Raw genomic sequence first — 23,137 nt, 5'->3', positions numbered from 1 at the left:
TGAGTCAAGCCATTTAGGTATAACAGGAGACCATGAACGATGCGCCCAATTTTTGAAAAAAGTTTGCTTTTGCTCCCCGCTATTGCTGTATTACCAATCACTGCGTTTGCCGATCCCAATGATCGTCGCGGCCGTCATGATAGCTCGGTGCCTGAAAGAAATATTGAAATAGAATATACCAGTGTCGGGGATTCCTTATCTAGTACCGGAGACGGCTCAGTAAAAACATCGGGAGTACTGATAGAAGCAGAATACGAGCAAAATAATTGGGGCTTTACTTTTGGTTTCGAGCGTTGGAACTACCAATGGACCAAGCCTGAAGCACTGCCATTTATCAATGGTATAGGCACTGACCCCTGGAGCAGTTTTACTACCCTGCAACTTGGCTTGGAATACGAACAGGAAATCAATGATCGCTGGGAGCTGGTTTATTATGTTGAAGCCGAATCATCTTATGAAAAACAAACGGCGGGCTCGAATGAATATGAAGTCGGCCTGGATATTGGTTATGAACCGTCTGATAGCTGGAGCTTTGTATTAAACACTAACTATGAATACCTGGATGCAGATGGTGGTGAGTTTGGCGTGGATTTAGAAGTTACCTGGAATGATCACAGTAAGGAAGGTTGGTCTGGAGAACTTGAAATAAGCAGTGAATTTCCAGAGTCTCGCCTGACATATCATTTTTCCAATGCGTTTTCGACAACCCTGTTTTACAATGACAGTGGCACCAATACTATCAGGCTGGCTGATGATAGCCCGGTCACGGGTATGCAGGGAGGATATCTTGAAGATGAATATCAAAGGGTTGGCGCAAGGTTTGCCTATGAGTGGGGCCATGAGGGTTATCTCTCGCTTTCCATTCATAAGAACTTTAACAGGCAGATGGCTTTTCTCGATAGCACAGGAACCATTGAGAGCAATTTCAATTTTGAAGATGCTGTCGGAATGTCATTGATCCTTTCAATAGAGTTATAAACTGTTTTGTTGGAAACAAACTAAATGAGAATATTGCTGATTGAAGATGACCAGATGATCGCGGACTTTATTGTTAAAGGATTAAGGGAAGCGGGTTTTTGTATCGATCACGTCGCAAACGGTCAAGACGGGTTGGACCGGGCGCTGAATGACGGATATGATTTGGCCATTCTCGATATCATGTTGCCGGGCCTTGATGGTTTATCGATTATAGAAAGGATGCGCCAGCATAAAATTGAGACACCTGTCATTATCCTCAGCGCCAAACGCTCCATTGACGATCGCGTAAGGGGCCTGCAAAGCGGTGGTGACGATTACTTGATCAAGCCTTTTTCCTTTAGTGAACTGCTGGCACGCATTCAGGCACAGTTACGGCGTGCTAATAGTTCAGTTGAAGCCAGCAGCTTAACCATGCATGATTTATCGCTCGATTTACTTTCTCGAACCGTCACCCGTGAAGGCAAAGACATTGAACTTCAACCCAAAGAGTTTGCGTTGTTAGCATACCTGATGCGCAACGCCGGCAATATAGTGTCAAAAACCATGATCATGGAGCGTGTGTGGAACTACAATTTTGATCCCCAGACCAACATAGTGGAAGCCCGTATCAGCAAATTAAGAGAAAAAGTAGATAAAAACTTTGCCTTTCCCTTGATCCATACCATACGTGGCCTGGGCTATACCCTTAAAAAAGCAAAATGACCGTTAAAAAATAAAATGAAGCTATTACCCAATACACTGGCATTCAGGCTGACCTTTTGGTACACCCTGGTTGTCATCATCTTGATAACTATTACCTTTAATGCTTCTTATTTTTTACTCAGCAAAGCGCTTGACCATGATATGGAGCAGGATCTGATCGAAGATATCGGAGAGTTTCGCACCCTATATCAAAAAGCCGGGCTGGCAGGGGTTAAACAGGAAATTAACCGGGACCTAATGAAGTCAGGAGAAGAAGAAAGAATTTTTTTTCAGTTGTTTAATCAGCAGGGTGAGCGAATGTATAGCTCGGATCTCTCTTATTGGGCATTTCTGCCAGATAGCCGTGACTGGGTTAAACGAGTCATTTCTAGCGAGCAAGTTATTTTTCAGGCCATGGTAATGCCTGAGGAGGAGGTCGAGGTTAAAGCGGCTTATGGCTTAATCGCGCCTGGACTCGTGTTGTATTTTGGTGAGTCGACAGAAGATACCCAAGAGCTTATGGAATTATTGTCACAGGTTTTTATTGCCATGTTGTTAATGGCCATTCCGTTTGCGTCAATGGTGAGTTGGGTGGTAGCCGGGCGTTCCGTCAAAGGGATAAAAGAGGTCAGCCGGATCGCCAGTGCAATTGAAAAGGGCAATTTACAGCGACGGGTATCCGTTCTTTCACAAGGCAGTGAAATTAGTCAGCTGGTTGATACCTTTAATGCCATGCTCGACAGAATATGGCTTTTAATATCCGAAATGAAGGAAATGACAGATAATATCGCCCACGATTTACGCAGCCCTTTGGCGCGTATTCGAATGATATCAGAGTCGGTCTTATCCAATGAAAATACTCCCCAGGTTTTTAAAACCGCAGCGTCCGATACCATTGAAGAATGTGACCGGCTATTGCAGATCATTAACTCTTCCCTGGATGTCGCAGAGGCTGAAGCCGGTGTTTTACAAGCGCCTAAAACACAGGTAAATGTTTCAGGACTGGTACAGGATGCCTGCGAACTTTTTGAAATTATGGCCGAGCAAAAAGACATCAGCCTGCTTTGTCGTCTGGCAACAGACTGTTATATCCAGGGGGAGGCCCAAAGCTTACAGCGCATGCTGGCAAACCTGATAGATAACGCCATAAAATATACACAGGCCGAAGGAAAGGTGGTTGTGGAATTAAGCAGAGATTGTCAGCAGATTGAAATTAGCGTATCGGACACAGGCATTGGCATTCCTGAAGGGGATCAAGCGCGAGTGTTTGACCGTTTTTTTCGTTGTGATCAAAGTCGCACGCTTGATGGCTGCGGCCTGGGATTAAGCTACTCCAGGGCTGTCGCCCACTCGCATGGCGGGGACATATTGTTGAACAGTAGTGAACAAGGCAGCCAGTTCACTATTCAGCTGCCAATTTAAATGGGCAATGCCCCCTTTTTGATGAGCAGACCCTATCTTTCAGCTTTATTGCGAACAAGATTTACCCTCGAAAGTTCAACTCGTCCTGGCTTTGATATTTTGAGCTATGCTTAAGTACATAGTATGAAGTAACCAACATTCTAGCTTAAAGAGTCGCTGTTCCATTTCGTCACCTTCTCATTAATATGGATTGTTAAATAGATCATGAATGTTTATACCGCCCGCCAGGCCATCTTTAACCGCAAAAGCCATGTTGTGGCTTATGAGTTGCTTTTTCGTGACAGCGCCGAGAATTTTTTTCCCAAGGTCGATCCCCACGAGGCCACTGCAAAGTTGATCATGCGTACTCACCTCAATGATGGCCTGATGCCCATTACCTATGGTAAACCTGCATTGATCAATTTTTGCCAGCAATCTTTATTACAGGAGTTGCCGTTATTATTACCCAATAAGCAGGTGATGGTGGAAATTCTGGAAACGGTCGAGCCTTCGGATGAGGTTTTTAATGCCTGTCGTAAGCTATATCACCAGGGATATCATCTGGCACTGGACGACTTTATTTATCAGCCGGAATGGGCGCGTTTTTTTAACCTGTGCAGATTGATAAAAATAGATCTGATGGAAACCCCCTTGTCCAAGGTGGCCCCTCTGATAGCTTCCTTGAAAAAGCGAAAAAAAATTAAATTGCTGGCCGAAAAGGTGGAAACACAGGAAGAATTTGAGCAGGCCAAAGAAATGGGCTTTAATTTTTTCCAGGGGTATTTTTTCTGCAAGCCCGAAATGCAGGAAAAGAGAGATGTTGAGGGCAATAAACTGGTATTGATCGAACTGTATCAGGAAGTGATGAAAATTCCCCTTAATGTCAAGGCATTGACCTCATATTTTGAGCATGACGTTGGTCTTTCCTATAAGCTGTTACGTTTTATTAATTCGGGCATTATTCCCATTAGCCAGGAAATTTGTTCCATCAAACAGGCTTTGGTTTATTTGGGAGATGAAAAAACCCGGAAGTTTATTGCCCTGATCACAACCGCCATGCTGGCCGACAAAAAACCCAAGGAGCTTATACGAACTGCTATTATCCGGGCTAAATTTTGTGAGCTGGCGGCCAGCAGGGCCTTTGCTGCCCTTGCGGATGAAGCCTTTCTGGTCGGCCTGTTTTCATTACTTGATGCCATTTTGGATCAAAGCATGGGCTCTATTCTGGAGTCTCTTGCCTTAAGTGATGATATTGCCGATGCGCTGGCGGAAAGCTCTGATACTGCTTTGGGAATTTTGATCGCCACGATACGTTTGTATGAGGCGGGAGAGTGGTACCGAACCGAAAATGAAGCGCAAAAAATAGGCTTAAATTATAAACAACTCGCTAGTTACTATCAAAAAGCCATATTATGGGCCGATGCCTATGATAGAATTTAACATATTTGTTCTTGAACGCAGTACCTTTTCCAATTATTTTTACTTTTTTCAGGGGTTAACGGAACTACATCATGAATAGAAGCTACCTGGTCTTTTTTATCCTGGTCTTTATGGGGTGCTCACAGCAATCAACCCAGGATTATTTATCCTCGGCAAAACAGCATTTATCACAAAATGATTTTGCTTCGGCAAGTATAGCGTTAAAGAATGCCATTAAGGCATCGCCGGACAATGCCGAAGCCAGGTTTTTACTCGGTAAAGTCCATTTGGCCAACAATAAATTTGAAAGTGCGGAAAAAGAGTTACACAGGGCCATGGACAGTGGCTACCCTGTGAATGAGGTGGTGCCTCTGCTATCCGTGGCTTATCAAAAGACCGGGGCCGATGTGGCATTAACTAACTTATCCCATAAACATGCAGGGCTGACAACCGAGCAGGCGACTCAAATAGCCTTTTATAAATTACAGGCCTATATGCGTCTGGATAAAAAAGATAAAGCACAGGCATTAATTAAAGAAATACGTACTTTTAATACTGCGTCTCCATTCAAAAGCCTGACCTTGGTTTATCAATTGTTAATTGATAAAAATGACGAGGCAGCGTTAATTCAGCTGGATACCGTACTGGCAAATGCGCCTTTTCACTCGGATGCCTTAAAATTAAAAGCACTCATGTTACTACAGCAGGACAACAAGACAGCAGCGGCAAGGGTGTATCAAACTTATCCGGCCAGACAAACAGCACTCCTCTACCTGGCAAGTGGTTAACGGTGCCAAGCAGTGCCGCATGGCAGAACTTGAACTTATCGCCTACCGAAAGCGGGTAGGGGATGGCCCGTTAGAAGCGGACGATGATGGAGCCGTGTATATCAATGCACTGTACCGAAATGACATGCAAATTATTGCCGAGGAAGATAAAAAATTCGAGCGGGCGATGGTTGAAGCAACAGAGCCGTTACTTAATTCCGGTGTCATTGAACTAACATCACTTTTTATGGGCAGGCAGAGTGATCCACAGGCCATAAAGCAAGAAATGCGGGATAGTTTAAAGGGTATTAGCATGAGTACGGCAATGACCGGATTTTTTATCGTGTCATATGAGCACCTGGCAGCCAAATGCTTAGGCCCCAACCCCGTCGAATTTACGCGTACTGAAGTATGGGATGATATAACTCGAACCGTTATGGGGGAAGAGGTATACCGCAATACCTACACTCAAACCTACCACTATACGATTGCCAGGCGACATGCCGATATATTCAAGCAATTAGGTGAAGGGACCAATGCTAATAACGTTGATGCGCTGGCAAATATTTATGGCGCGTCTGGTATGATTTCCGCAGACGCACAAAAGTCTTTATTCACAATGAGTGACAACCTGCGAGGCGTCGCAACGACTATGCAACGATATGCTTGCGACAGTGAAGAAATGAAAACGTTGGAAAGTGCACTTATAGGGATGACCCGCGCGCGGTTGTAAGGTAAGAAGTACAAGTATGTGCTAGCTTTACAAAAGGACGAGTATAACCGGCAAGCAATGCCGGTTATTTACATCTATATACAGGAATACGGGGCTAAGCTTGGGCAATTTGGTTAATCCGCAATTCAGTTTTCGGTAAACAAGAGAGGACAGGTGATATGGATAACACGTTTCTCGATTTACCCATGGATGATGAAGATTGTTTATTGCCCTTGCAATCAGCTTCAATCAGTTGCCGTATTGCTGTAGGGCCAGATAAGGACAAAATAGTACTTGCCTTGCAAACCTTGCCCGAAAAAGACGATGATAACTATGGTCATTTAGCTCAAATAGGCGGTTTTAGCTTACTTGTTAGGGAGTTTGCTGACAGCCACGAATCTGAGAAACTGGAACGGCTATGTCGGTACATGTATTGGTCAAAACCGGACATCCTGGTATGAGGCCTCTCGGGCTGCTCTGTACGTTTTTCGGACCTTGAGACTATAAATTTCCCACCCTATTGATCAGTAGATTTACATTAAAATCATATACACACTGTGATGCCAATTCAAGATAAAGGCGCCATTGCTAGTAACTCACTCTCATACCTATAAACGACATCGTCCAGAGCAGACGTTACTGTATCAATTGGTCGAACGCCACTACCCAGAATTTCAGAAGCAGCTTTCACAAAAAGGGAAGTCGTTACCACTTCATGTGGTAAAAGAGTTTGAAGAGTTTCTTAGGTGTGGTCGGCTTGAGCATGGTTTTTTGCGTGTAGTTTGTGACGACTGCAAGCATGAGAAACTGCTGGCGTTCAGCTGCAAACGCAGGGGATTTTGCCCAAGTTGCGGTGCAAGAAGGATGGCAGAAAGTGCCAAGTTGTTAGTTGAAGATGTTCTTCACGGTTACCCTGTACGCCAATGGGTATTGAGTTTACCCATCCCGCTTCGTCTACTTCTAGCTAGGTATCCCAAACACTTAAGTAAAATCATGCAAATCATTCATCGTGCTATTTCTTGCGATATTGTGCATCGGGCTGGGTATCTTAAGAAGCAAGCAAACACAGGAGCGGTGACTTACATTCAGCGATTTGGTAGTGCACTGAATCTCAATATTCACTTTCACATGCTCTTTTTGGAAGGCGTTATCACTCAGGAGTGTGGACAGTCCAAATTCAAGTGCGTTAAAGCACCAAACCACAATGATATGGAAACCCTCGTGAATGTCATTAGCCATCGCATCGCGACCTACTTGGAGAAGGCCGGGCTCGTTCAACGGGATATGGACAACACATTTCTCGATTTACCCATGGATGACGAAGATAGTTTACTGCCCTTGCAAGCAGCCTCTGTCAATTACCGCATTGCTGTAGGACCAGATACAGGCAAAAAAGTCTTTGCCTTGCAAACCTTACCTGCCAAAGACGAACAACATTACGGTCAATTAGCTCAAATAAACGGTTTTAGCTTACACGCTGGGGTGTTTGCAGACAGCCATCAAACTGACAAACTGGAAAGGCTATGCAGATATATCTCAAGGCCAGCGTTAAGCGAGCAACGATTGAGTCTAACCGATTCAGGAAAAGTAAGATATCAACTGAAAACTCCCTATCAAGACGGTACCACACATGTCTTTTTTACTCCCTTGGATTTCATAGGCAAGCTCGCGGCACTGGTGCCAGTGCCGAGGCTAAACCTTACGAGGTTTTATGGCGTGTTTGCTCCCAATGCTAAGGTGCGTGCCGAGGTAACGGCTTCACAACGCGGTAAGAATAGCCCTCGCTTAGCAGAGCATCTGAAAGATTCAGATAAACCATACCATGCGCGAAGCATGTCGTGGGCACAAAGGTTAAAAAGAGTATTCAATATTGACATCACAGTCTGTGAGGCTTGTGAAAAAACCAACGTCAAAATTATTACTTGTATTACGGATCCGGCTGTTATCCATAAGATTTTGGCGCACCTTGACAAGCAGACTCTTCTTGAAGCAAAAAACGATTCTCTAATGCCGCCACTTCGAGCTCCACCAGCCACAGCCTCATTCAGTGACTACATCATTCAACGCGACTTCGATTTTGGCGCATGAAGCACAAAAAACAGACCATCACTTGAACATGCAACATGTTGAGGTAAGGGCTTTCACATATCTCATTGCGGATTTCAGTACCAAAGACCAGTTATATTGCGTCTATCTTGATGACAACTACTTCACTGATTCCTGAAAAGTACCCATTTGACACACGTGCAACTGGCCTTAAATACAGCTGACACAGTGGGTAGTACATAGCGTTAATATTTCTTATACTCTAATATTTCTTATACTCATAAATGTTTACATGACATCAATTTACTTATTCGAAAATTTGTATTAGCATAGGCCATGTATATTTTTATGAGAATTTTATGTCTAAAGCATTTTCAAGAGTCTTAGTAATAACGCTTATGCTGGTTGCCTTTGTAGGGCAAGCATTTGCGTATTCTGCTATGTCTTGCGAAATGTCATCAGGTTCTCACGAATCACACATGAACATGAACATGAACATGGATCATGGTGATATGAATAAAAGCAGTAATGGTCAATCAGAAGATTGTTGTGACGTTGAATGTATTTGTCCTGCAAATGCTTGCTCATCTACGACAGTCCTAAATTCCAGTATTGACTCGACAGATATTCAAATATTCAGTGAATCTGTAGCTGCTCTGCAATCTAAACAACCTCATTCAATTTCCACTTCCCTTTATCGTCCACCAATTTTTGCCTAATACAGGATTAGTGCGTCCAAATTTCGCGCACATGTAATTAATTTTTCTGTTAGTCAATATAGCGTCGTAGCGCTATAGATATTTTCCAGCGATGTCTGGGGGCAAAAATGATCAATAAGTATTTAAAAATAGCAGTAGTAATGCTGCTTTCACCTGCGTTTGCAAACGCCAACGAACATAACCATGCACACAATAACGACGTAACATCTTTGGAGTTAATCGTTTATAAAACCCCTACTTGTGGGTGTTGTAAAAAATGGATAACTCATATTGAAGACAAAGGGATCGTTGCGCATTCCAAAGATTTCCGAAACATCGGCAACATCAAAACTAAGTATGGTATCAAACCTAATTACCGTTCATGCCACACGGCAGTGAGTAGAAATGGATTTGCCTTTGAAGGTCATATACCTGCTAAATTTATTCAGCAGTTCTTATCAGAAGAACATCCCAATGCGATTGGGCTTTCAGTTCCAGCAATGCCAGTTGGCTCTCCCGGTATGGAAGTCGATGACCGCTTTATGCCATACAACGTGTTAATTCTATTTAAAGATGGAACGAGCAAAGTCTATGCAAAAGTTAAAACATACGAGGAGCAATTCTAATGAAATTGAACTCTTCAAACCTTACTTCACTTTCAACTGCATTAATACTCGGCTTATCTGTATTCTCAGCTCAAGCTGAGAAAGTAGTGTCGCTTGAATAAGCTATCACCTTAGCTCAGCAAAATGATCCTTGGCTTCATGGTAGCCGGTTGAAACAAAGTGCAGTTGAAAATAGAAGTATTGCTTCAGGTACTTTGCCTGATCCGAAAGTATCGCTAGGGATAATGAATTTACCAACAGATACTTGGGATTTAGATCAGGAAGGAATGACTCAGCTAAAGGTTGGCGTCTCTCAAATGTTTCCGAGAGGCGACAGTCTAGAGATCAAGAAAGACCAGTTACAAATTGAGTCCACGAAATTTCCACTGTTACGAGAGCGATGATTGGTGGCTTATGGTTGATGTATCTGGAAGGGTTTAACTTCTCTGTGGCTGTTGGCGTGGGCTTTATTGCTCTAGCTGGGGTAGCGGTTGAGATTGGTGTGATAATGTTGGTCTATCTCAATCAGGCACTTGCTGAGCTTAAGGAAAAAGCTGAAGAGCGAGCTGAACCTATCTCTGATGATGCATATCAAGATGCATTATTGCACGGTGCAGGCTTACGAGTTCGTCCAGTAATGATGACAGTTGCAACAATCATTATCGGCTTGATGCCCATTTTATATGGTACAGGAACAGGTTCGGAGATTATGAGTCGTATTGCTGCACCTATGGTAGGCGGAATGACAAGTGCTGTGCTACTCACTCTTATTGTGCTCCCAGTAATTTACTCAATCGTTAAAAAGCCAGAATTAAACGCCTTTAACAAGGAGCTTTCTAAGGCGGAGCTAAAAAGTAATGCTTAGCGAAGTTAAGAAACCATAAATAGCAATTTCAATAAACTAAAATAGAGGTAAATATGAAAAAACTAATTAAATTTTTAACCGTAATCAGTGTCGTTTTTAGTAGTGCGGTATTTGCGCATGTGCATCTTGAAAAAAGTGTGCCTGCTGATAATGCAATGCTAATGAATCCTCCAGAAGAGTTAACTTTGGTGTTCACCAAAGAGGTACGGGTTGTAAAAGTTTCATTGGCCAATAAACAAGGCGAAGAATTTAAATTTGGATTCGAGCCTTCTAAAGTCGCTACTAGCAAATTTACATGGAAACTACCTAAATTAGCTCCTGCAAACTATGCTGTGGATGTAACCTTCTTAGGTAACGATGGTCATAAAATGAAACATAGCTTCGGCTTTATGGTTCACTAAAATAGGCGGTGTGATTGATATGGAAATGTATATCTGGAATACAGTCATTGTACTGTCAAAAATTGTATTTTACGTCGGCTTTGCCTGTATTGCAGGTTATACATTTTTCAGGCAAATATTTGAGAATAATGAATCTCATACTAATGCTGTAATAGCGAATTTAACGTGGACAAGAACTTATATAGTTATGGCTTTGATCGCTAATATTACTTGGTTCTTTGCCAGTACTGGTGCAATGGCAGAAGAGGGAATTCAGGGGGCGATAGACGCTGATATATTGGCTATTATGTGGGACTCCTCTGTCGGCACTGGAGCTTTGCTTCGAGCGCTTGGGCTAGTTACCGCAATAATCGCTTTAGCTTTAAGGTTCAAACTCGCTGTGAACTCGTACTTAAAACAAAGCGCTTTAATGTTGAGTTTATTAATCCTTGCATACTCATTCACGTTACTGGGTCATATTTCTGAGTTAGGCACAATTGAAAAAGGCTTGCTTATTTTGCATGTGCTCGTTATGGCATGGTGGTTTGGGGCGTTATTGCCACTAAAACAGGCTTGCCATCAGCTAAGTTATGCAGAACTTCATTTGCTGATGGAAAGCTTTGGCAAACAAGCAAGTTTTACATTGAGCCTATTGTTGGTAGCAGGCCTCTGGCTCGTGATTCAATTGGTCGGAAGTCTTGATGCACTAATAAGCTCAAGTTACGGACAAACACTGTTGTTTAAATTGGCCCTTGTAGTGTCTATTTTGGCACTTGCTGCTAAACATAAACTAATACTCGTTCCACAACTTAAAAATAGTCAAGGCAGAGAGGCTTTATCTAAATCTATCTCGATAGAAATGGTAGTAGCTTTTGCCATTTTATCTGTAACGGCTGGGCTTACTAGTGTTGTTGGCCCTGCAAATTAAAACCTAAAAGAGAGAATGAAAATGAAAACAATAAATATATTACTCGTTTTATTAATGACGTTTAGTTTCGCAGCAAACGCTCATGGTGATAAGAACAAAGACAAAGGTTTGTTTAAAGGTATAGATACCCCTGCCGCAAAAGTTGTTTTGGCATTTCATCAAGCACTTGAAACTGGCAATCAAAAACAGGCTAGAGCGCAGTTAGCGGATGATGTCACCATTTTCGAGGGAGGCCGCGTTGAAAGGAGCGCTGATGAATATGCTCATCATCATATGTTGTCGGATATGAAGTATTTAGCAGCGATGAAGAGCGACACACTTGAACATCAAGTGACGATACTTGGAAATACCGCTATCTCTGCGTCGCGTAGTCAAACTACAGGTACTCATAAAGGTGTTGAACGCGATTATCAAGGCATGGAAACGATGGTGCTGGAAAAACAAAATGGTGAATGGAAGATTAAGCACATTCATTGGTCACATTAACTTATTGGTTAAATAACGGAGTACAAAATGAGAATTAAAAGTCCATTACATCAAGTTTCTACGCCACGTAGACGCTTTGTACAAGGTGTAATTGCTGGCGGTGTATTAGCTGCTTTTCCAAGTGTTCTTCATGCAGCTTCATCTTTGATTGCTGGAACTTCAACAGGTACTGCGCCCGAACTAAGTGGAGAAGTAATAGATTTAGTGATAGATGAGTCACCCGTAAACTTCACAGGTGTTGTAAGAATGGCTACAACAATCAATGGCTCAATACCAGCTCCTACCTTGCGCCTCAGAGAAGGTGATGACGTTACTATCAGGGTAACTAATAAATTATCAGTGCCGAGTTCAATTCATTGGCATGGGATCATTCTTCCGTATCAAATGGATGGCGTACCGGGTATTAGCTTTAAAGGTATAATGCCGGGTGAAACCTTTGTTTATAAATTTAAGCTGCAACAAAGCGGCACATATTGGTATCACTCACACAGTGGCTTTCAAGAAATGACAGGTATGTACGGCGCATTAATTATTGAGCCAAGAGAAAAGGATATTATTAGTGCTGACAATGAGCATGTCATCCAATTGTCTGATTGGACTGATGATGACCCAATGGATTTGTTTCGCAAGTTAAAAGTACAGAGCGATGTATTTAACTTTAATCAACCTACTGTTCCAGAGTTTTTTGATGACATTTCAAATAGCAGCGTTTCAAATGCGCTACAACGCCGGGAAATGTGGAATAAAATGAGAATGAACCCTACAGATCTTGCAGACTTATCAGCATCTGCAATGACTTTTTTAATGAATGGTTGTGCGCCTTTGACAAACTGGCGTGGAATGTTTAAAGCTGGCGAAAAGGTTAGGCTTAGATTTATTAACGGTTCTAGCAATACGTTTTTTGATGTAAGAATACCTGAGCTGAAGTTAACAGTTGTACAAGCTGATGGACAAAATGTTGAACCTGTGACAGTAGATGAATTTAGATTTGGTCCCGGTGAAACTTATGATGTACTTGTCGAGCCAAAAAATGATGCATATACGATTTTTGCACAAAGCATGGATCGCTCAGGTTATGCTAAAGGTACTTTATCAATGGCACCTAACGTTGATGCACCAGTACCTTCTTTAGACCCCGTTGAGTGGTTAACGATGACAGATATGATGGGCAATATGACCCATGATAGTGTGCATTCTACAATGGCTGATACGGCAGGTATGTCGGGCATGAATTCTAATAAAATGGATCATAGTGCAATGGGTCATGGAGCGATGGCAATGGATCATAGTAAACATGGAATGACTAAAAACCCATTAGCTGTTGCTAGCACTAAAGTGCGTCATGCAAAAACAGAGTATGGAGCTTCTGTTGATATGCGTGTTGATATGCCTAGAACAAACCTTGATGATCCCGGTATAGGTTTACGTAAAAATGGACGCCGTGTTTTAACACTTGCAGATTTACATTCTCTTGAGGGAATTACAAACCAGCAAGAGCCAGAGGCTGAAATTGAATTACATTTAACTGGAAACATGGAGCGTTATAGCTGGTCATTTGATGGCTTGGAATTTGGAAAAAGCACGCCAGTTCACATGAAGCATAATCAACGTTTAAGAGTTATTTTACAAAACGATACAATGATGACACATCCCATGCACCTGCATGGTATGTGGAGCGATTTGGAGAATGAAAAAGGTGATGTACAGGTTCGTCGCCATACTATCCCTGTACAACCAGCGCAAAGAATTAGTTTTTTAACAACACCTCATGACGTAGGTCGCTGGGCATGGCATTGCCATTTATTATTCCACATGGATGCAGGTATGTTTAGAGAGGTAGTTGTATCATGAAAAAATTAATACTAACCAATACGTTAAGACTATTATTAATAGGTTTGCCCCTTATAAGCGTATCTGTATCTGCAAAAGATGAGATGACTGAGATGGGTGATTCTAAAATGCAAGCACAAGGTGGAGATGCACCTAAAGATGCTAGAGACCCCCATGCTTATGCAGCAGGTACAACTTTGACTGAAGGCCCTTATGCACTCAGTAGCGACAAACGACTGACTTTGGCAGATGAGCATTCATTTTACGCGCTACTAGGGAATCGTCTTGAATATAATGAGCAAACAAACGCAGGTGTTTTTGACTTTCAGGCATGGTATGGCACTACTTTTGATAGATTAGTCATCAAAACTGAAGGAGATTTTAGCGAAGGTAATTTAGAGGAGAACCAAACAGATTTTCTATGGGGCCACGCAATATCTGCTTATTGGGATACACAAGTCGGTATTCGACTTGATTACAATAACGAAGGTGAAAACCGCAAATGGCTAGCTTTTGGTTTACAAGGTCTAGCCCCCTACTGGTTTGAAATTGATATGACTGCGTATTTAGGAGAGCAAGGTAATAGTGCATTTTCGATCGAAGCTGAGTATGAGCTATTACTTACTCAAAAGTTAATTGTTCAACCACGAGCAGAGTTGACGCTTTACGGTAAGGATGACGTCCAAAATAACCTTGGTAGTGGCTTGTCTAGCAGTGCTATTGGTTTTCGGGTTCGTTATGAGTTTACCCGCCAGTTTGCTCCCTATGTTGGCGTTGAGTGGACAAATAAATTTGGTAATACAGCCGACTTTGCGAAGTTAAATGGGCAAAGTACTCGTGATACTGCTTTTGTTGCAGGTATCAAGTTCTGGCTCTGATATGAAGAAATACTATATTGACTTGATGAGAGCTACCGCAACTATATTGATGGTAGCTTTCGTACAGCTAGTCAATTATCAGTCTTGCGAGTCAGCTAGCCAGCGCATTATGTTCAGTAAAAACTCTTCATTTTGTTCCGCACCAACAGAGCGTAACCCCATAGTTTTGCCTGTACTTTTAACTAATTGCGAAGAGAACATCATGCCTTCAGAAAAAACTGCTACACGTCCTTTGCCTAGCTCTAAAACAGCACCTTGACTCCATCCTGACATTGGAAGCTTTGGTGTATCCGCGTTAACTTGAAACGGTATTTTGGGTTCTGTAGCAGTGATACCGTTCCCTAATTTCAGTAGAGATATTGCTTTTTCGGGAGCTTTAAATGCTGAGCCACCAAACGATCTTACCTGTAGTATATCTGGTGATACATTATTAATACTTTGCAGAAAAAGAGGCTGTGATTTTTCATCTATATTTTGCGAAATTTCTTTATTGTAAGTTGTAGCGTGTTCGGTGAGCGAATGATTCACTTTGCTAAAGGTTGCGTTTCCAACATGTCCATTGATGAATTGAAAACCAAGTGCAAGTGCCAGATTATCTATAGCTTTGGGAAACGGTGTGTGATCAGCAACTAAAAAAAGTGAACCACCGTTCGATATCCAGCTCTTGAGCACTTCAACTTCATTGTCATCAAACGCATCTCCATAAGGTGGAAGCCAGTCCTGTCGCTTTCTGTCAAGCGCGTTTGCAATTACTAAAATATCCACTTGCTTTAGCTGATTTTCTGTAATTGGTTTATCGTTCGAATCGACCCTGAACCCGTCACTTTTTAGAACTTGCGCGAATGGCTTATATCTGCCGCTCAACGTCAAAAAGTTATTATGGGCTTCGTCTATTAAAACAAGTGGACTACTCTCAGGGGAAAAGTGTGCAACTCTATGTTTAGGTCTGAAGTCAGGGTCAGATTGTTGAGGGCTATCAGAACAGGCTACCAATAATGTAGCAAAGCCAAAAACAACTAAGCTATGAACTAACTTCATTTACGACATCCTGTGTAATAACCTGGTAGTGATTAACGTTAAAATTTCACGGTGCTCGACCATACCATGAAAAATGTTTGAAAGGGTGATTGCACATATCAGAAGAATAAATAGACGTAATTCAGTAGCCGCTCATTGCGACGCGCAATGTCCAGTGTTTCAACTTCCGCTTTACGTACTTTGCCGCCCCTCCAGCTTTCTTGACTGGCACAAATTGTTTAGGTTATCAGTTATCTGCCCTCCATTCAGATCCACCTTGATGTCCTACGCTCGGGCAGATATCAGATAATCTTCGGTGGACGAAACCGCGGGATGTTACCCCTGTGGTTTGGCTATGGGGATTTCGATGGTGGATATGAGTCTGCTGTAGAGGATGATCGCCAAGATCACGTGTTTCCAGTGGTGCTTTGTTTCTATTTGCATCTGATTTTCACGTTTTTATTCAGCTCGGTTGTCTCATTCTATTCATTGTCATGGGGTTTATAGCGTTTCAGGTAAAGCATCATCCTCACCAGTAAAGGCGCTTTTTTATCTCCTTAAGCACTCTGCCTATTTAGGGGGCGCTCTTGGTAAGTATGCAGGTAGCCTGAGCGCCGACACCTTCATCGGTGATTGACATTGCCTGCACACGAAGGGTGCTGAGTCTGTCTCCGATTCATTGGCCGTCTTTTTGATGTCTGGCGGCGGAGCTACGTGCAGGGCTTGTCTGGCCATATTGAGTTTGGCTTTACTGGCCAGTAACCCATAATGCCGGATACGATGAAACCCGGTTGGTAAGACATGCAATAAGAATCGACGCATGAACTCGTCACACGTCAGTTGCATCGTCCGGTGCATGTTGTTTCCTTTGCGCCGGTAATCCTTATAGGTGAACGAGACATGTGTTTCATCAACGGATTGTAGTCGGCGATTCGCAATCGCTACACGATGCGTATAACGCGACAGGTACTTCAGCACCGCTTGTGGTCCTGCAAACGGCGGTTTGGCATACACCACCCATTCCATGGATTGTTGCTGTTTGCACCATGCCATAAAGTGCCCGGCGTGTTCAAAGCCACTGGTCTGCGTCAACTCCCCGAAGCACAGTAACTGCGTCGATTCGTATAACTCACGTACGCCTTGCATATACAAACGGCGGAACAAGCGTGATAACACTCTGACCGGCAAGAAGAAGCCCTTTTTACACGCTTTCCATTGTTTAGCGTTATCCAGCCCGCCACCGGACACAATGCAATGCACATGAGGATGATGCATCATCGAGGAGCCCCACGTATGCAACACCATAGTGGTGCCAACCTCAGCGCCTAAGTGTCGCGTATCACCGGCAATGGTCAGCAACGTTTGTGATGCGGCTTTAAACAACAGCTGATACATCTGTGCTTTATTGTAAAAGGCCAGTTGTGCTACCTCACCAGGTAAGGTAAACACCACATGGTAGTACTCTACGGGTAACAACTGCTGCTCTCTGGCTGCAAACCAGCGTTTGGCACTTGAACCCTGGCATTTCGGACAGTGACGATTACGGCAGGAGTTATATGCGATGGCATCGGTATGACAGTGTTCACAGTGCAGGTGATGAGCACCTAACTGGGCACTTCGACAACGCTCAATGGCTGACATCACTTTCAGTTGCGCTAAGCTTAAATGCCTATGCTGAGCGCTTTTATACTGCGTACCAGACAGACGAAACACATCCGCCACCTCAAGCGGTGGCCGTGAACAACTCGACATAACATCACGCTCACAATGCCAGTGTATCTAACGGACTCACCACCTCTCGCAAGAGTTTACTGGCGACTTGTGCATACAGCGCAGTGGTTTCCAGTTTACTATGCCACAACAGCGTTTGGATGATGCGAATATCGACTTTATCTTCCAGTAAGTGCGTGGCGAAACTGTGCCGTAAGGTGTGCATGGAGACTTTTTTATTCAGTCCTGCATCCAGACACGCAGATTGACACGCACGACTGAGTTGACGGGTGCCAAGTGGGTTTAACGGATTTTGCCCTGGGAACAACCACCCACCCGGTAGCATTAAGTGATGCGCTTTGGCATGTTTGTACCATTGGCGAAGTGTACTCAACAGCATCGGCGATAACATTGCCATTCTGTCTTTCTTCCCTTTACCTTACTCAACGCGCAATAGCATGCGAGAACTGTCGATATCCGTCACTTTCAACATCGCCACTTCACCAATCCGCAACCCCGCCCCATAAGCGACCGAGAAGGCAGCTTTGTATTTGATGCTATGTGTGGCATCAATCAGTTGCTTGACTTCCTCTTTACTCAATACCGTCGGCAACTTCCTTGGCACCGGCACGGTGCTGACTTTGAGCATCACATCAGGTCGATTCAAGGACTTATGAAATAAGAACGTTAAACCCGATAACGTGGCATTGATGGTGATGTTAGATGTACCTTGCTCGGCCAATGCGAGTTGGAATTGGCGCAATTCTTCAGCCGTAGCATCCTCTGGCGAGCGTTTCAAAAAGGTAGCGAGTTTCTTCACGCCTCTGATGTAGCCTATTTGTGTTTTAGGACTGAGCCTACGCATGGTCATATCTTCAATCATGCGTTGGCGTATGGGGTTGGATCCTTCAAAGTAACTCATAGTTTCACTCCTGAGTGAATTCAGGGCGACATTGCCCTTCCTTCAGCTTAGAAGCGGGGAACGAGATCAGAATATAATTAATGAGGTGGGGGCGGCACAACTACCGCGGAGCGGTTTAGTCCTCTTGTCTATTTGTGCCAGTCAAGAAAGCTGGAGGGGCGGCAAAGTACGTTTTTCGGACCTTGAGACTATAAATTTCCCACCCTATTGATCAGTAGATTTACATTAAAATCATATACACACTGTGATGCCAATTCAAGATAAAGGCGCCATTGCTAGTAACTCACTCTCATACCTATAAACGACATCGTCCAGAGCAGACGTTACTGTATCAATTGGTCGAACGCCACTACCCAGAATTTCAGAAGCAGCTTTCACAAAAAGGGAAGTCGTTACCACTTCATGTGGTAAAAGAGTTTGAAGAGTTTCTTAGGTGTGGTCGGCTTGAGCATGGTTTTTTGCGTGTAGTTTGTGACGACTGCAAGCATGAGAAACTGCTGGCGTTCAGCTGCAAACGCAGGGGATTTTGCCCAAGTTGCGGTGCAAGAAGGATGGCAGAAAGTGCCAAGTTGTTAGTTGAAGATGTTCTTCACGGTTACCCTGTACGCCAATGGGTATTGTGTTTACCCATCCCGCTTCGTCTACTTCTAGCTAGGTATCCCAAACACTTAAGTAAAATCATGCAAATCATTCATCGTGCTATTTCTTGCGATATTGTGCATCGGGCTGGGTATCTTAAGAAGCAAGCAAACACAGGAGCGGTGACTTACATTCAGCGATTTGGTAGTGCACTGAATCTCAATATTCACTTTCACATGCTCTTTTTGGAAGGCGTTATCACTCAGGAGTGTGGACAGTCCAAATTCAAGTGCGTTAAAGCACCAAACCACAATGATATGGAAACCCTCGTGAATGTCATTAGCCATCGCATCGCGACCTACTTGGAGAAGGCCGGGCTCGTTCAACGGGATATGGACAACACATTTCTCGATTTACCCATGGATGACGAAGATAGTTTACTGCCCTTGCAAGCAGCCTCTGTCAATTACCGCATTGCTGTAGGACCAGATACAGGCAAAAAAGTCTTTGCCTTGCAAACCTTACCTGCCAAAGACGAACAACATTACGGTCAATTAGCTCAAATAAACGGTTTTAGCTTACACGCTGGGGTGTTTGCAGACAGCCATCAAACTGACAAACTGGAAAGGCTATGCAGATATATCTCAAGGCCAGCGTTAAGCGAGCAACGATTGAGTCTAACCGATTCAGGAAAAGTAAGATATCAACTGAAAACTCCCTATCAAGACGGTACCACACATGTCTTTTTTACTCCCTTGGATTTCATAGGCAAGCTCGCGGCACTGGTGCCAGTGCCGAGGCTAAACCTTACGAGGTTTTATGGCGTGTTTGCTCCCAATGCTAAGGTGCGTGCCGAGGTAACGGCTTCACAACGCGGTAAGAATAGCCCTCGCTTAGCAGAGCATCTGAAAGATTCAGATAAACCATACCATGCGCGAAGCATGTCGTGGGCACAAAGGTTAAAAAGAGTATTCAATATTGACATCACAGTCTGTGAGGCTTGTGAAAAAACCAACGTCAAAATTATTACTTGTATTACGGATCCGGCTGTTATCCATAAGATTTTGGCGCACCTTGACAAGCAGACTCTTCTTGAAGCAAAAAACGATTCTCTAATGCCGCCACTTCGAGCTCCACCAGCCACAGCCTCATTCAGTGACTACATCATTCAACGCGACTTCGATTTTGGCGCATGAAGCACAAAAAACAGACCATCACTTGAACATGCAACATGTTGAGGTAAGGGCTTTCACATATCTCATTGCGGATTTCAGTACCAAAGACCAGTTATATTGCGTCTATCTTGATGACAACTACTTCACTGATTCCTGAAAAGTACCCATTTGACACACGTGCAACTGGCCTTAAATACAGCTGACACAGTGGGTAGTACATAGCGTTAATATTTCTTATAATCTGGGTAGTACATAGCGTTAATATTTCTTATAATCTAAATTCTTCTTCCATTATGCCTTCCCCCAGGAAGAAAGGAGAACGCCCAAGGACCTCCGACTCCGAGTAACCGGTGATGTCAGAAAATGCCGGGTTAACCGAGACGATTTTGTATTCAACATCGGTTACCACAATCCCTTCCAGACTGTGATTAAAGACCTGCTGACTCAATTCCCAGCGCTTTTGATATTCCAGTTGTTCGGTGATATCAATGACCAGTGAATACAGCAAGCGCTGGCCGGCACTGTCAACCGGAGTATTAAAGACCTCCACATCCCGCACTTCTCCCGATGCCAGACGATGTTTTACATTAAAAGTAGTCGAGCGCTGCAACAATGCCTGTTTAACCTTCGACTTAACCGATGTGTTTTCCAGCGCCTGTAAATCAAACACGGTCATATTAGCGAACTGCTGAGCACTGTAACCATAGTATTTGAGGGCAGCATCGTTGGCATCAACAATGTTGCCGTTATCATCGACTATTAGCATGACCACGGCGTGAGCTGAGAAAAATTGCCGAAATTTTTCTTCTGAAGTGGTTAAGGCCTCTATTTTTTCCTCTTCCAGCAATAGGTTATTATATCTCAGTTGAATGATATAAAAGGCAATCGCGTTAATAATGAACGCAAGAACCCAGAACAAAGGGTGAAAATGAAATGTGACCCAGCCTTCAGCAGGTTGCGCAAAAAGGTGCAATTCACCGTAAGGTAACTGGATGGATAACTGCACCGGATTAACCATTGAGGTGCCATCATGGCTGTCGTAAATATCGGCCAGGTTACCAAACTCATTACGACCTTTAATAAGCAGATCAAGCTCGGTATCACCGATAAAGCCAGCGTCACTCAGCACACCGCGATAATCCAGCACTACCGAAATGATCCCCCACACACCGTTATCATTGATGACCGGTAAACGAGCAATAAAACCTATACCTCCCTGAACCAGATTGACCGGTCCATCCAGTACCGGCGAACCGGTATCCGCGGCAGTGATTGCCGACTCCCGCTGCTCTTCGTTAACCCGGTAATCGAGGCCTATCGCTTTTTCGTTACCGGCAACCGGGTAAATCAGGTTCACCACAAAACCACGAGCCCCGGCGATATTAATGATATTGTTGCGCTGCTCTAACAAACGGCTCATGTAGCGGCTAAAACCCGCCTGATCAATTTCAGGGTTCAGTGAGATATACGCCGCAGCACCGCGGATAAGTTCGATATTGGTGTAGAGCTCAAATTCCAGATTGGAACGAAGCATTCCAAGCTTTTGACTAACACGGTTAACCTGCTCTTCCCGTTGCCACTTGCTGGCCAGAAAATCAGCTACCAGGGTAACAGAGACGAGCACGGTAAATACGCCTAAAAATAGCCAGACAGGGCGATGTTTTTGTTGAAGGCTTTTTTGACTACGCAAGACAATCCTATTTCAAAAAAACGAAGTCATTTAACCGTTAGCCTGCCATCACTCAGGTGAGGCAGATCTGGTTAAAGAAAATACAAAAGAGAGTTATTCCTAGGATAGGACAAATTGCTGTAGTTTGCTGATATTTTTTGGAATTCCGGCGAGATTTAAAGATTCCTGCAGGCCCGTTAACGATTAAACCCGACCCGATTTAACCAAATCAGCGCCTTTTTGACTGTCTGTTAATACGAGCGTATAAAACTTTATTAGTTTTACTTTGTAGAATAAATTACAATGCCCTCAGTTTCTTTTACTTTGTAGTACAAACTATATCAGGGGCCTGTATGGCTAAATCTCGATTTTTAGGTGAGTTTGAACAATTTGTGTTACTCGCCATTTTACGCCTGGGAGAACAGGCTTATGGCACTACCATTCGTCAGATACTGCTCGATGTGATTCAGCGGGATGTCAGTATCGGCGCACTTTATACCACCCTGACGCGGCTTGAGGATAAAGGTCTGATCCGTTCGGCGATGGGTGAAGCCACAGCAGAGCGTGGCGGGCGCGCAAAAAAATACTTTGAGATAACAGCAGAAGGTAAACGGGCGCTACAGGAAACCCGCCAGTCGCTCGACGCCATGTGGCGCGATGTAAAACTGAGTTTTGTTGGGGTGAAGCAGTGAACAAATGCTCACCACCACGTATCGCTGAGGCCTTGCTGGAAAAAGTGCTTCCTGCGGATCTTAAAGAACCCTTGCTGGGCGACCTCGAGGAGGAGTTTCAGCAAATTCAATTTAATCAGAGTAAACAGGCCTGCCAGATATGGTACTGGCGCCAGGCATTGTTAACCTCATTCCACTATTTTAATCAAACCCAAAAGGCGCTTATTATGTTTGCATTCAGCGTGTTATTTTTTGCCGCATTAACCATTTTTGCTATGGAACTATCTGGCGGAGCGAGCATGTTTTTCGACGTGCCGTCTCTTATTCTTACCCTGCCCCCCGCATTGGTGTTTACCCTGGCAGTGAGCACTCCTGGTAACGTTAAACAAGCTTTTTCGTGCCTGTTTTCTGGCCATGTGGACTCGCTAAGGCAGGTGAAAAGCAGCGTCATGGTATTTGATGTGCTGGGCACTTCCTGCTTATGGCTGGGTGCTCTGATGACCCTGCTGGGCTGGGTTGCCATGGGTTCGCACATTGAAGACGTAGCCATTATCGGGCCGGCATTTGCGGTTTCTATTCTGACGCTGTTGTATGCCATGGGCGTTAAGCTCGTCTGTTACGTTGCCGCGCAGCGAATTAATTACCTCGGACAAGGCCTGTCCCCTAACCTCGATTAATCCTCTACAGGTAAAGAATCCACCTTCTAAAGAAGGTGGCTTT

At 43.7% G+C, this 23,137-nt stretch carries 22 protein-coding genes and 3 pseudogenes; 20 read left to right on the top strand and 5 right to left on the bottom strand.

All coding sequences use genetic code 11. From position 1 onward, the window contains the following. Positions 1-39 precede the first annotated feature (39 nt). Genes AC566Q_RS07500 through AC566Q_RS07490 form a run of 3 tightly spaced genes read left to right on the top strand, consistent with a single transcriptional unit; the run spans position 40 to position 3,081 of the window. Positions 40-978, top strand: a complete 939-nt coding sequence (locus AC566Q_RS07500) for a hypothetical protein (RefSeq protein WP_499615394.1) — start codon at positions 40-42, stop codon at positions 976-978. A gap of 24 nt (positions 979-1,002) precedes the next feature. After that, positions 1,003-1,680: a response regulator gene (locus AC566Q_RS07495; protein ID WP_499615392.1), complete on the top strand. Its 678-nt coding sequence runs from the start codon at positions 1,003-1,005 to the stop codon at positions 1,678-1,680. 15 nt (positions 1,681-1,695) lie between these two features. Then, positions 1,696-3,081 carry a sensor histidine kinase gene (locus AC566Q_RS07490; protein WP_499615390.1) on the top strand — a complete coding sequence of 462 codons (1,386 nt, stop codon included), beginning with the start codon at positions 1,696-1,698 and terminating at the stop codon, positions 3,079-3,081. A 180-nt stretch (positions 3,082-3,261) separates the two neighbouring features. Here AC566Q_RS07490 and AC566Q_RS07485 read toward each other — a convergent pair whose 3' ends face one another. Then, the gene (locus AC566Q_RS07485) at positions 3,262-3,495 is read right to left on the bottom strand and encodes a hypothetical protein (RefSeq protein ID WP_499615388.1); all 234 of its coding nucleotides are present in this window, start codon (positions 3,493-3,495) and stop codon (positions 3,262-3,264) included. 45 nt (positions 3,496-3,540) lie between these two features. On the opposite strand from AC566Q_RS07485, the gene AC566Q_RS07480 reads away from it, so the two are divergent. The 14 genes and pseudogenes from AC566Q_RS07480 to AC566Q_RS07415 all read left to right on the top strand — a co-directional run bounded on the left by AC566Q_RS07480 (position 3,541) and on the right by AC566Q_RS07415 (position 14,674). Continuing rightward, positions 3,541-4,500 (top strand): EAL and HDOD domain-containing protein, encoded by a 960-nt coding sequence (locus tag AC566Q_RS07480; protein ID WP_499615385.1) that lies wholly within the window; start codon positions 3,541-3,543, stop codon positions 4,498-4,500. A 71-nt stretch (positions 4,501-4,571) separates the two neighbouring features. Continuing rightward, the gene (locus tag AC566Q_RS07475) at positions 4,572-5,267 is read left to right on the top strand and encodes a tetratricopeptide repeat protein (RefSeq protein ID WP_499607876.1); all 696 of its coding nucleotides are present in this window, start codon (positions 4,572-4,574) and stop codon (positions 5,265-5,267) included. Between the two features lie 19 nt (positions 5,268-5,286). Then, positions 5,287-5,979 carry a hypothetical protein gene (locus AC566Q_RS07470; RefSeq protein ID WP_138686915.1) on the top strand — a complete coding sequence of 231 codons (693 nt, stop codon included), beginning with the start codon at positions 5,287-5,289 and terminating at the stop codon, positions 5,977-5,979. 158 nt (positions 5,980-6,137) lie between these two features. Then, positions 6,138-6,419, top strand: coding sequence for a hypothetical protein (locus tag AC566Q_RS07465; RefSeq protein ID WP_020745568.1), 282 nt, complete (start codon positions 6,138-6,140; stop codon positions 6,417-6,419). A gap of 112 nt (positions 6,420-6,531) precedes the next feature. Further along, positions 6,532-8,046, top strand: coding sequence for a transposase (locus AC566Q_RS07460; RefSeq protein ID WP_069945706.1), 1,515 nt, complete (start codon positions 6,532-6,534; stop codon positions 8,044-8,046). A 317-nt stretch (positions 8,047-8,363) separates the two neighbouring features. After that, positions 8,364-8,723, top strand: a complete 360-nt coding sequence (locus AC566Q_RS07455; protein ID WP_499615382.1) for a hypothetical protein — start codon at positions 8,364-8,366, stop codon at positions 8,721-8,723. Between the two features lie 107 nt (positions 8,724-8,830). Further along, complete coding sequence (locus tag AC566Q_RS07450) at positions 8,831-9,328, top strand: DUF411 domain-containing protein (RefSeq protein WP_462585824.1); 498 nt, start codon at positions 8,831-8,833, stop codon at positions 9,326-9,328. Then, positions 9,328-9,705 (top strand): annotated as a pseudogene (locus tag AC566Q_RS07445) (TolC family protein); the annotation flags it as partial. The gene AC566Q_RS07450 and the pseudogene AC566Q_RS07445, both read left to right, overlap by 1 nt. Continuing rightward, a pseudogene (locus AC566Q_RS07440) lies at positions 9,687-10,172 on the top strand (efflux RND transporter permease subunit); the annotation flags it as partial. The pseudogenes AC566Q_RS07445 and AC566Q_RS07440, both read left to right, overlap by 19 nt. A 53-nt stretch (positions 10,173-10,225) precedes the next feature. After that, entirely contained in the window at positions 10,226-10,573 is a 348-nt protein-coding gene (locus AC566Q_RS07435) for a copper resistance CopC family protein (protein WP_010558032.1), read from the top strand. 19 nt (positions 10,574-10,592) lie between these two features. Beyond that, on the top strand, positions 10,593-11,480 hold the full coding sequence (locus AC566Q_RS07430; RefSeq protein ID WP_024596191.1) for a CopD family protein: 888 nt from the start codon (positions 10,593-10,595) through the stop codon (positions 11,478-11,480). 15 nt (positions 11,481-11,495) lie between these two features. After that, complete coding sequence (locus tag AC566Q_RS07425; protein WP_008467847.1) at positions 11,496-11,966, top strand: YybH family protein; 471 nt, start codon at positions 11,496-11,498, stop codon at positions 11,964-11,966. A gap of 27 nt (positions 11,967-11,993) precedes the next feature. Further along, positions 11,994-13,817, top strand: a complete 1,824-nt coding sequence (locus tag AC566Q_RS07420; RefSeq protein ID WP_058405792.1) for a copper resistance system multicopper oxidase — start codon at positions 11,994-11,996, stop codon at positions 13,815-13,817. Further along, the gene (locus AC566Q_RS07415; RefSeq protein WP_499615373.1) at positions 13,814-14,674 is read left to right on the top strand and encodes a copper resistance protein B; all 861 of its coding nucleotides are present in this window, start codon (positions 13,814-13,816) and stop codon (positions 14,672-14,674) included. The genes AC566Q_RS07420 and AC566Q_RS07415 overlap by 4 nt, the downstream gene beginning before the upstream one ends. A gap of 78 nt (positions 14,675-14,752) precedes the next feature. Here AC566Q_RS07415 and AC566Q_RS07410 read toward each other — a convergent pair whose 3' ends face one another. The 3 genes and pseudogenes from AC566Q_RS07410 to AC566Q_RS07400 all read right to left on the bottom strand — a co-directional run bounded on the left by AC566Q_RS07410 (position 14,753) and on the right by AC566Q_RS07400 (position 18,284). After that, complete coding sequence (locus tag AC566Q_RS07410) at positions 14,753-15,712, bottom strand: DUF4350 domain-containing protein (RefSeq protein ID WP_489806279.1); 960 nt, start codon at positions 15,710-15,712, stop codon at positions 14,753-14,755. A gap of 549 nt (positions 15,713-16,261) precedes the next feature. After that, a complete protein-coding gene (locus tag AC566Q_RS07405) occupies positions 16,262-17,443 on the bottom strand; it encodes an IS91 family transposase (RefSeq protein WP_499615369.1) in 1,182 nt (393 codons plus the stop codon). 10 nt (positions 17,444-17,453) lie between these two features. Beyond that, positions 17,454-18,284: pseudogene (locus AC566Q_RS07400) on the bottom strand (tyrosine-type recombinase/integrase). A gap of 299 nt (positions 18,285-18,583) precedes the next feature. Here AC566Q_RS07400 and AC566Q_RS07395 point away from each other — a divergent pair. Beyond that, positions 18,584-20,098, top strand: a complete 1,515-nt coding sequence (locus AC566Q_RS07395; RefSeq protein WP_492225539.1) for a transposase — start codon at positions 18,584-18,586, stop codon at positions 20,096-20,098. Between the two features lie 247 nt (positions 20,099-20,345). Here AC566Q_RS07395 and AC566Q_RS07390 read toward each other — a convergent pair whose 3' ends face one another. Continuing rightward, entirely contained in the window at positions 20,346-21,767 is a 1,422-nt protein-coding gene (locus tag AC566Q_RS07390; protein ID WP_499615366.1) for a PAS domain S-box protein, read from the bottom strand. A gap of 332 nt (positions 21,768-22,099) precedes the next feature. Between AC566Q_RS07390 and AC566Q_RS07385 the strand changes: the two genes are divergently transcribed. Beyond that, positions 22,100-22,438: a PadR family transcriptional regulator gene (locus AC566Q_RS07385; protein ID WP_105934412.1), complete on the top strand. Its 339-nt coding sequence runs from the start codon at positions 22,100-22,102 to the stop codon at positions 22,436-22,438. After that, a complete protein-coding gene (locus tag AC566Q_RS07380; protein WP_499615362.1) occupies positions 22,435-23,094 on the top strand; it encodes a permease prefix domain 2-containing transporter in 660 nt (219 codons plus the stop codon). The genes AC566Q_RS07385 and AC566Q_RS07380 overlap by 4 nt, the downstream gene beginning before the upstream one ends. Positions 23,095-23,137 lie beyond the last annotated feature (43 nt).

The organism is Alteromonas sp. H02 (genome assembly GCF_059682525.1).
This window is presented reverse-complemented; position numbering and strand designations above follow the sequence as displayed.

Excerpts from the sequence above, each read along its gene's own strand:
- AC566Q_RS07500 (WP_499615394.1), top strand. The coding sequence starts at position 40 with ATGCGCCCAATTTTTGAAAAAAGTTTGCTTTTGCTCCCCGCTATTGCT.
- AC566Q_RS07495 (WP_499615392.1), top strand. The coding sequence starts at position 1,003 with ATGAGAATATTGCTGATTGAAGATGACCAGATGATCGCGGACTTTATT.
- AC566Q_RS07490 (WP_499615390.1), top strand. The coding sequence starts at position 1,696 with ATGAAGCTATTACCCAATACACTGGCATTCAGGCTGACCTTTTGGTAC.
- AC566Q_RS07480 (WP_499615385.1), top strand. The coding sequence starts at position 3,541 with ATGGTGGAAATTCTGGAAACGGTCGAGCCTTCGGATGAGGTTTTTAAT.
- AC566Q_RS07475 (WP_499607876.1), top strand. The coding sequence starts at position 4,572 with ATGAATAGAAGCTACCTGGTCTTTTTTATCCTGGTCTTTATGGGGTGC.
- AC566Q_RS07470 (WP_138686915.1), top strand. The coding sequence starts at position 5,287 with ATGGCAGAACTTGAACTTATCGCCTACCGAAAGCGGGTAGGGGATGGC.
- AC566Q_RS07465 (WP_020745568.1), top strand. The coding sequence starts at position 6,138 with ATGGATAACACGTTTCTCGATTTACCCATGGATGATGAAGATTGTTTA.
- AC566Q_RS07455 (WP_499615382.1), top strand. The coding sequence starts at position 8,364 with ATGTCTAAAGCATTTTCAAGAGTCTTAGTAATAACGCTTATGCTGGTT.
- AC566Q_RS07450 (WP_462585824.1), top strand. The coding sequence starts at position 8,831 with ATGATCAATAAGTATTTAAAAATAGCAGTAGTAATGCTGCTTTCACCT.
- AC566Q_RS07435 (WP_010558032.1), top strand. The coding sequence starts at position 10,226 with ATGAAAAAACTAATTAAATTTTTAACCGTAATCAGTGTCGTTTTTAGT.
- AC566Q_RS07430 (WP_024596191.1), top strand. The coding sequence starts at position 10,593 with ATGGAAATGTATATCTGGAATACAGTCATTGTACTGTCAAAAATTGTA.
- AC566Q_RS07425 (WP_008467847.1), top strand. The coding sequence starts at position 11,496 with ATGAAAATGAAAACAATAAATATATTACTCGTTTTATTAATGACGTTT.
- AC566Q_RS07420 (WP_058405792.1), top strand. The coding sequence starts at position 11,994 with ATGAGAATTAAAAGTCCATTACATCAAGTTTCTACGCCACGTAGACGC.
- AC566Q_RS07415 (WP_499615373.1), top strand. The coding sequence starts at position 13,814 with ATGAAAAAATTAATACTAACCAATACGTTAAGACTATTATTAATAGGT.
- AC566Q_RS07410 (WP_489806279.1), bottom strand. The coding sequence starts at position 15,712 with ATGAAGTTAGTTCATAGCTTAGTTGTTTTTGGCTTTGCTACATTATTG.
- AC566Q_RS07405 (WP_499615369.1), bottom strand. The coding sequence starts at position 17,443 with ATGTCGAGTTGTTCACGGCCACCGCTTGAGGTGGCGGATGTGTTTCGT.
- AC566Q_RS07385 (WP_105934412.1), top strand. The coding sequence starts at position 22,100 with ATGGCTAAATCTCGATTTTTAGGTGAGTTTGAACAATTTGTGTTACTC.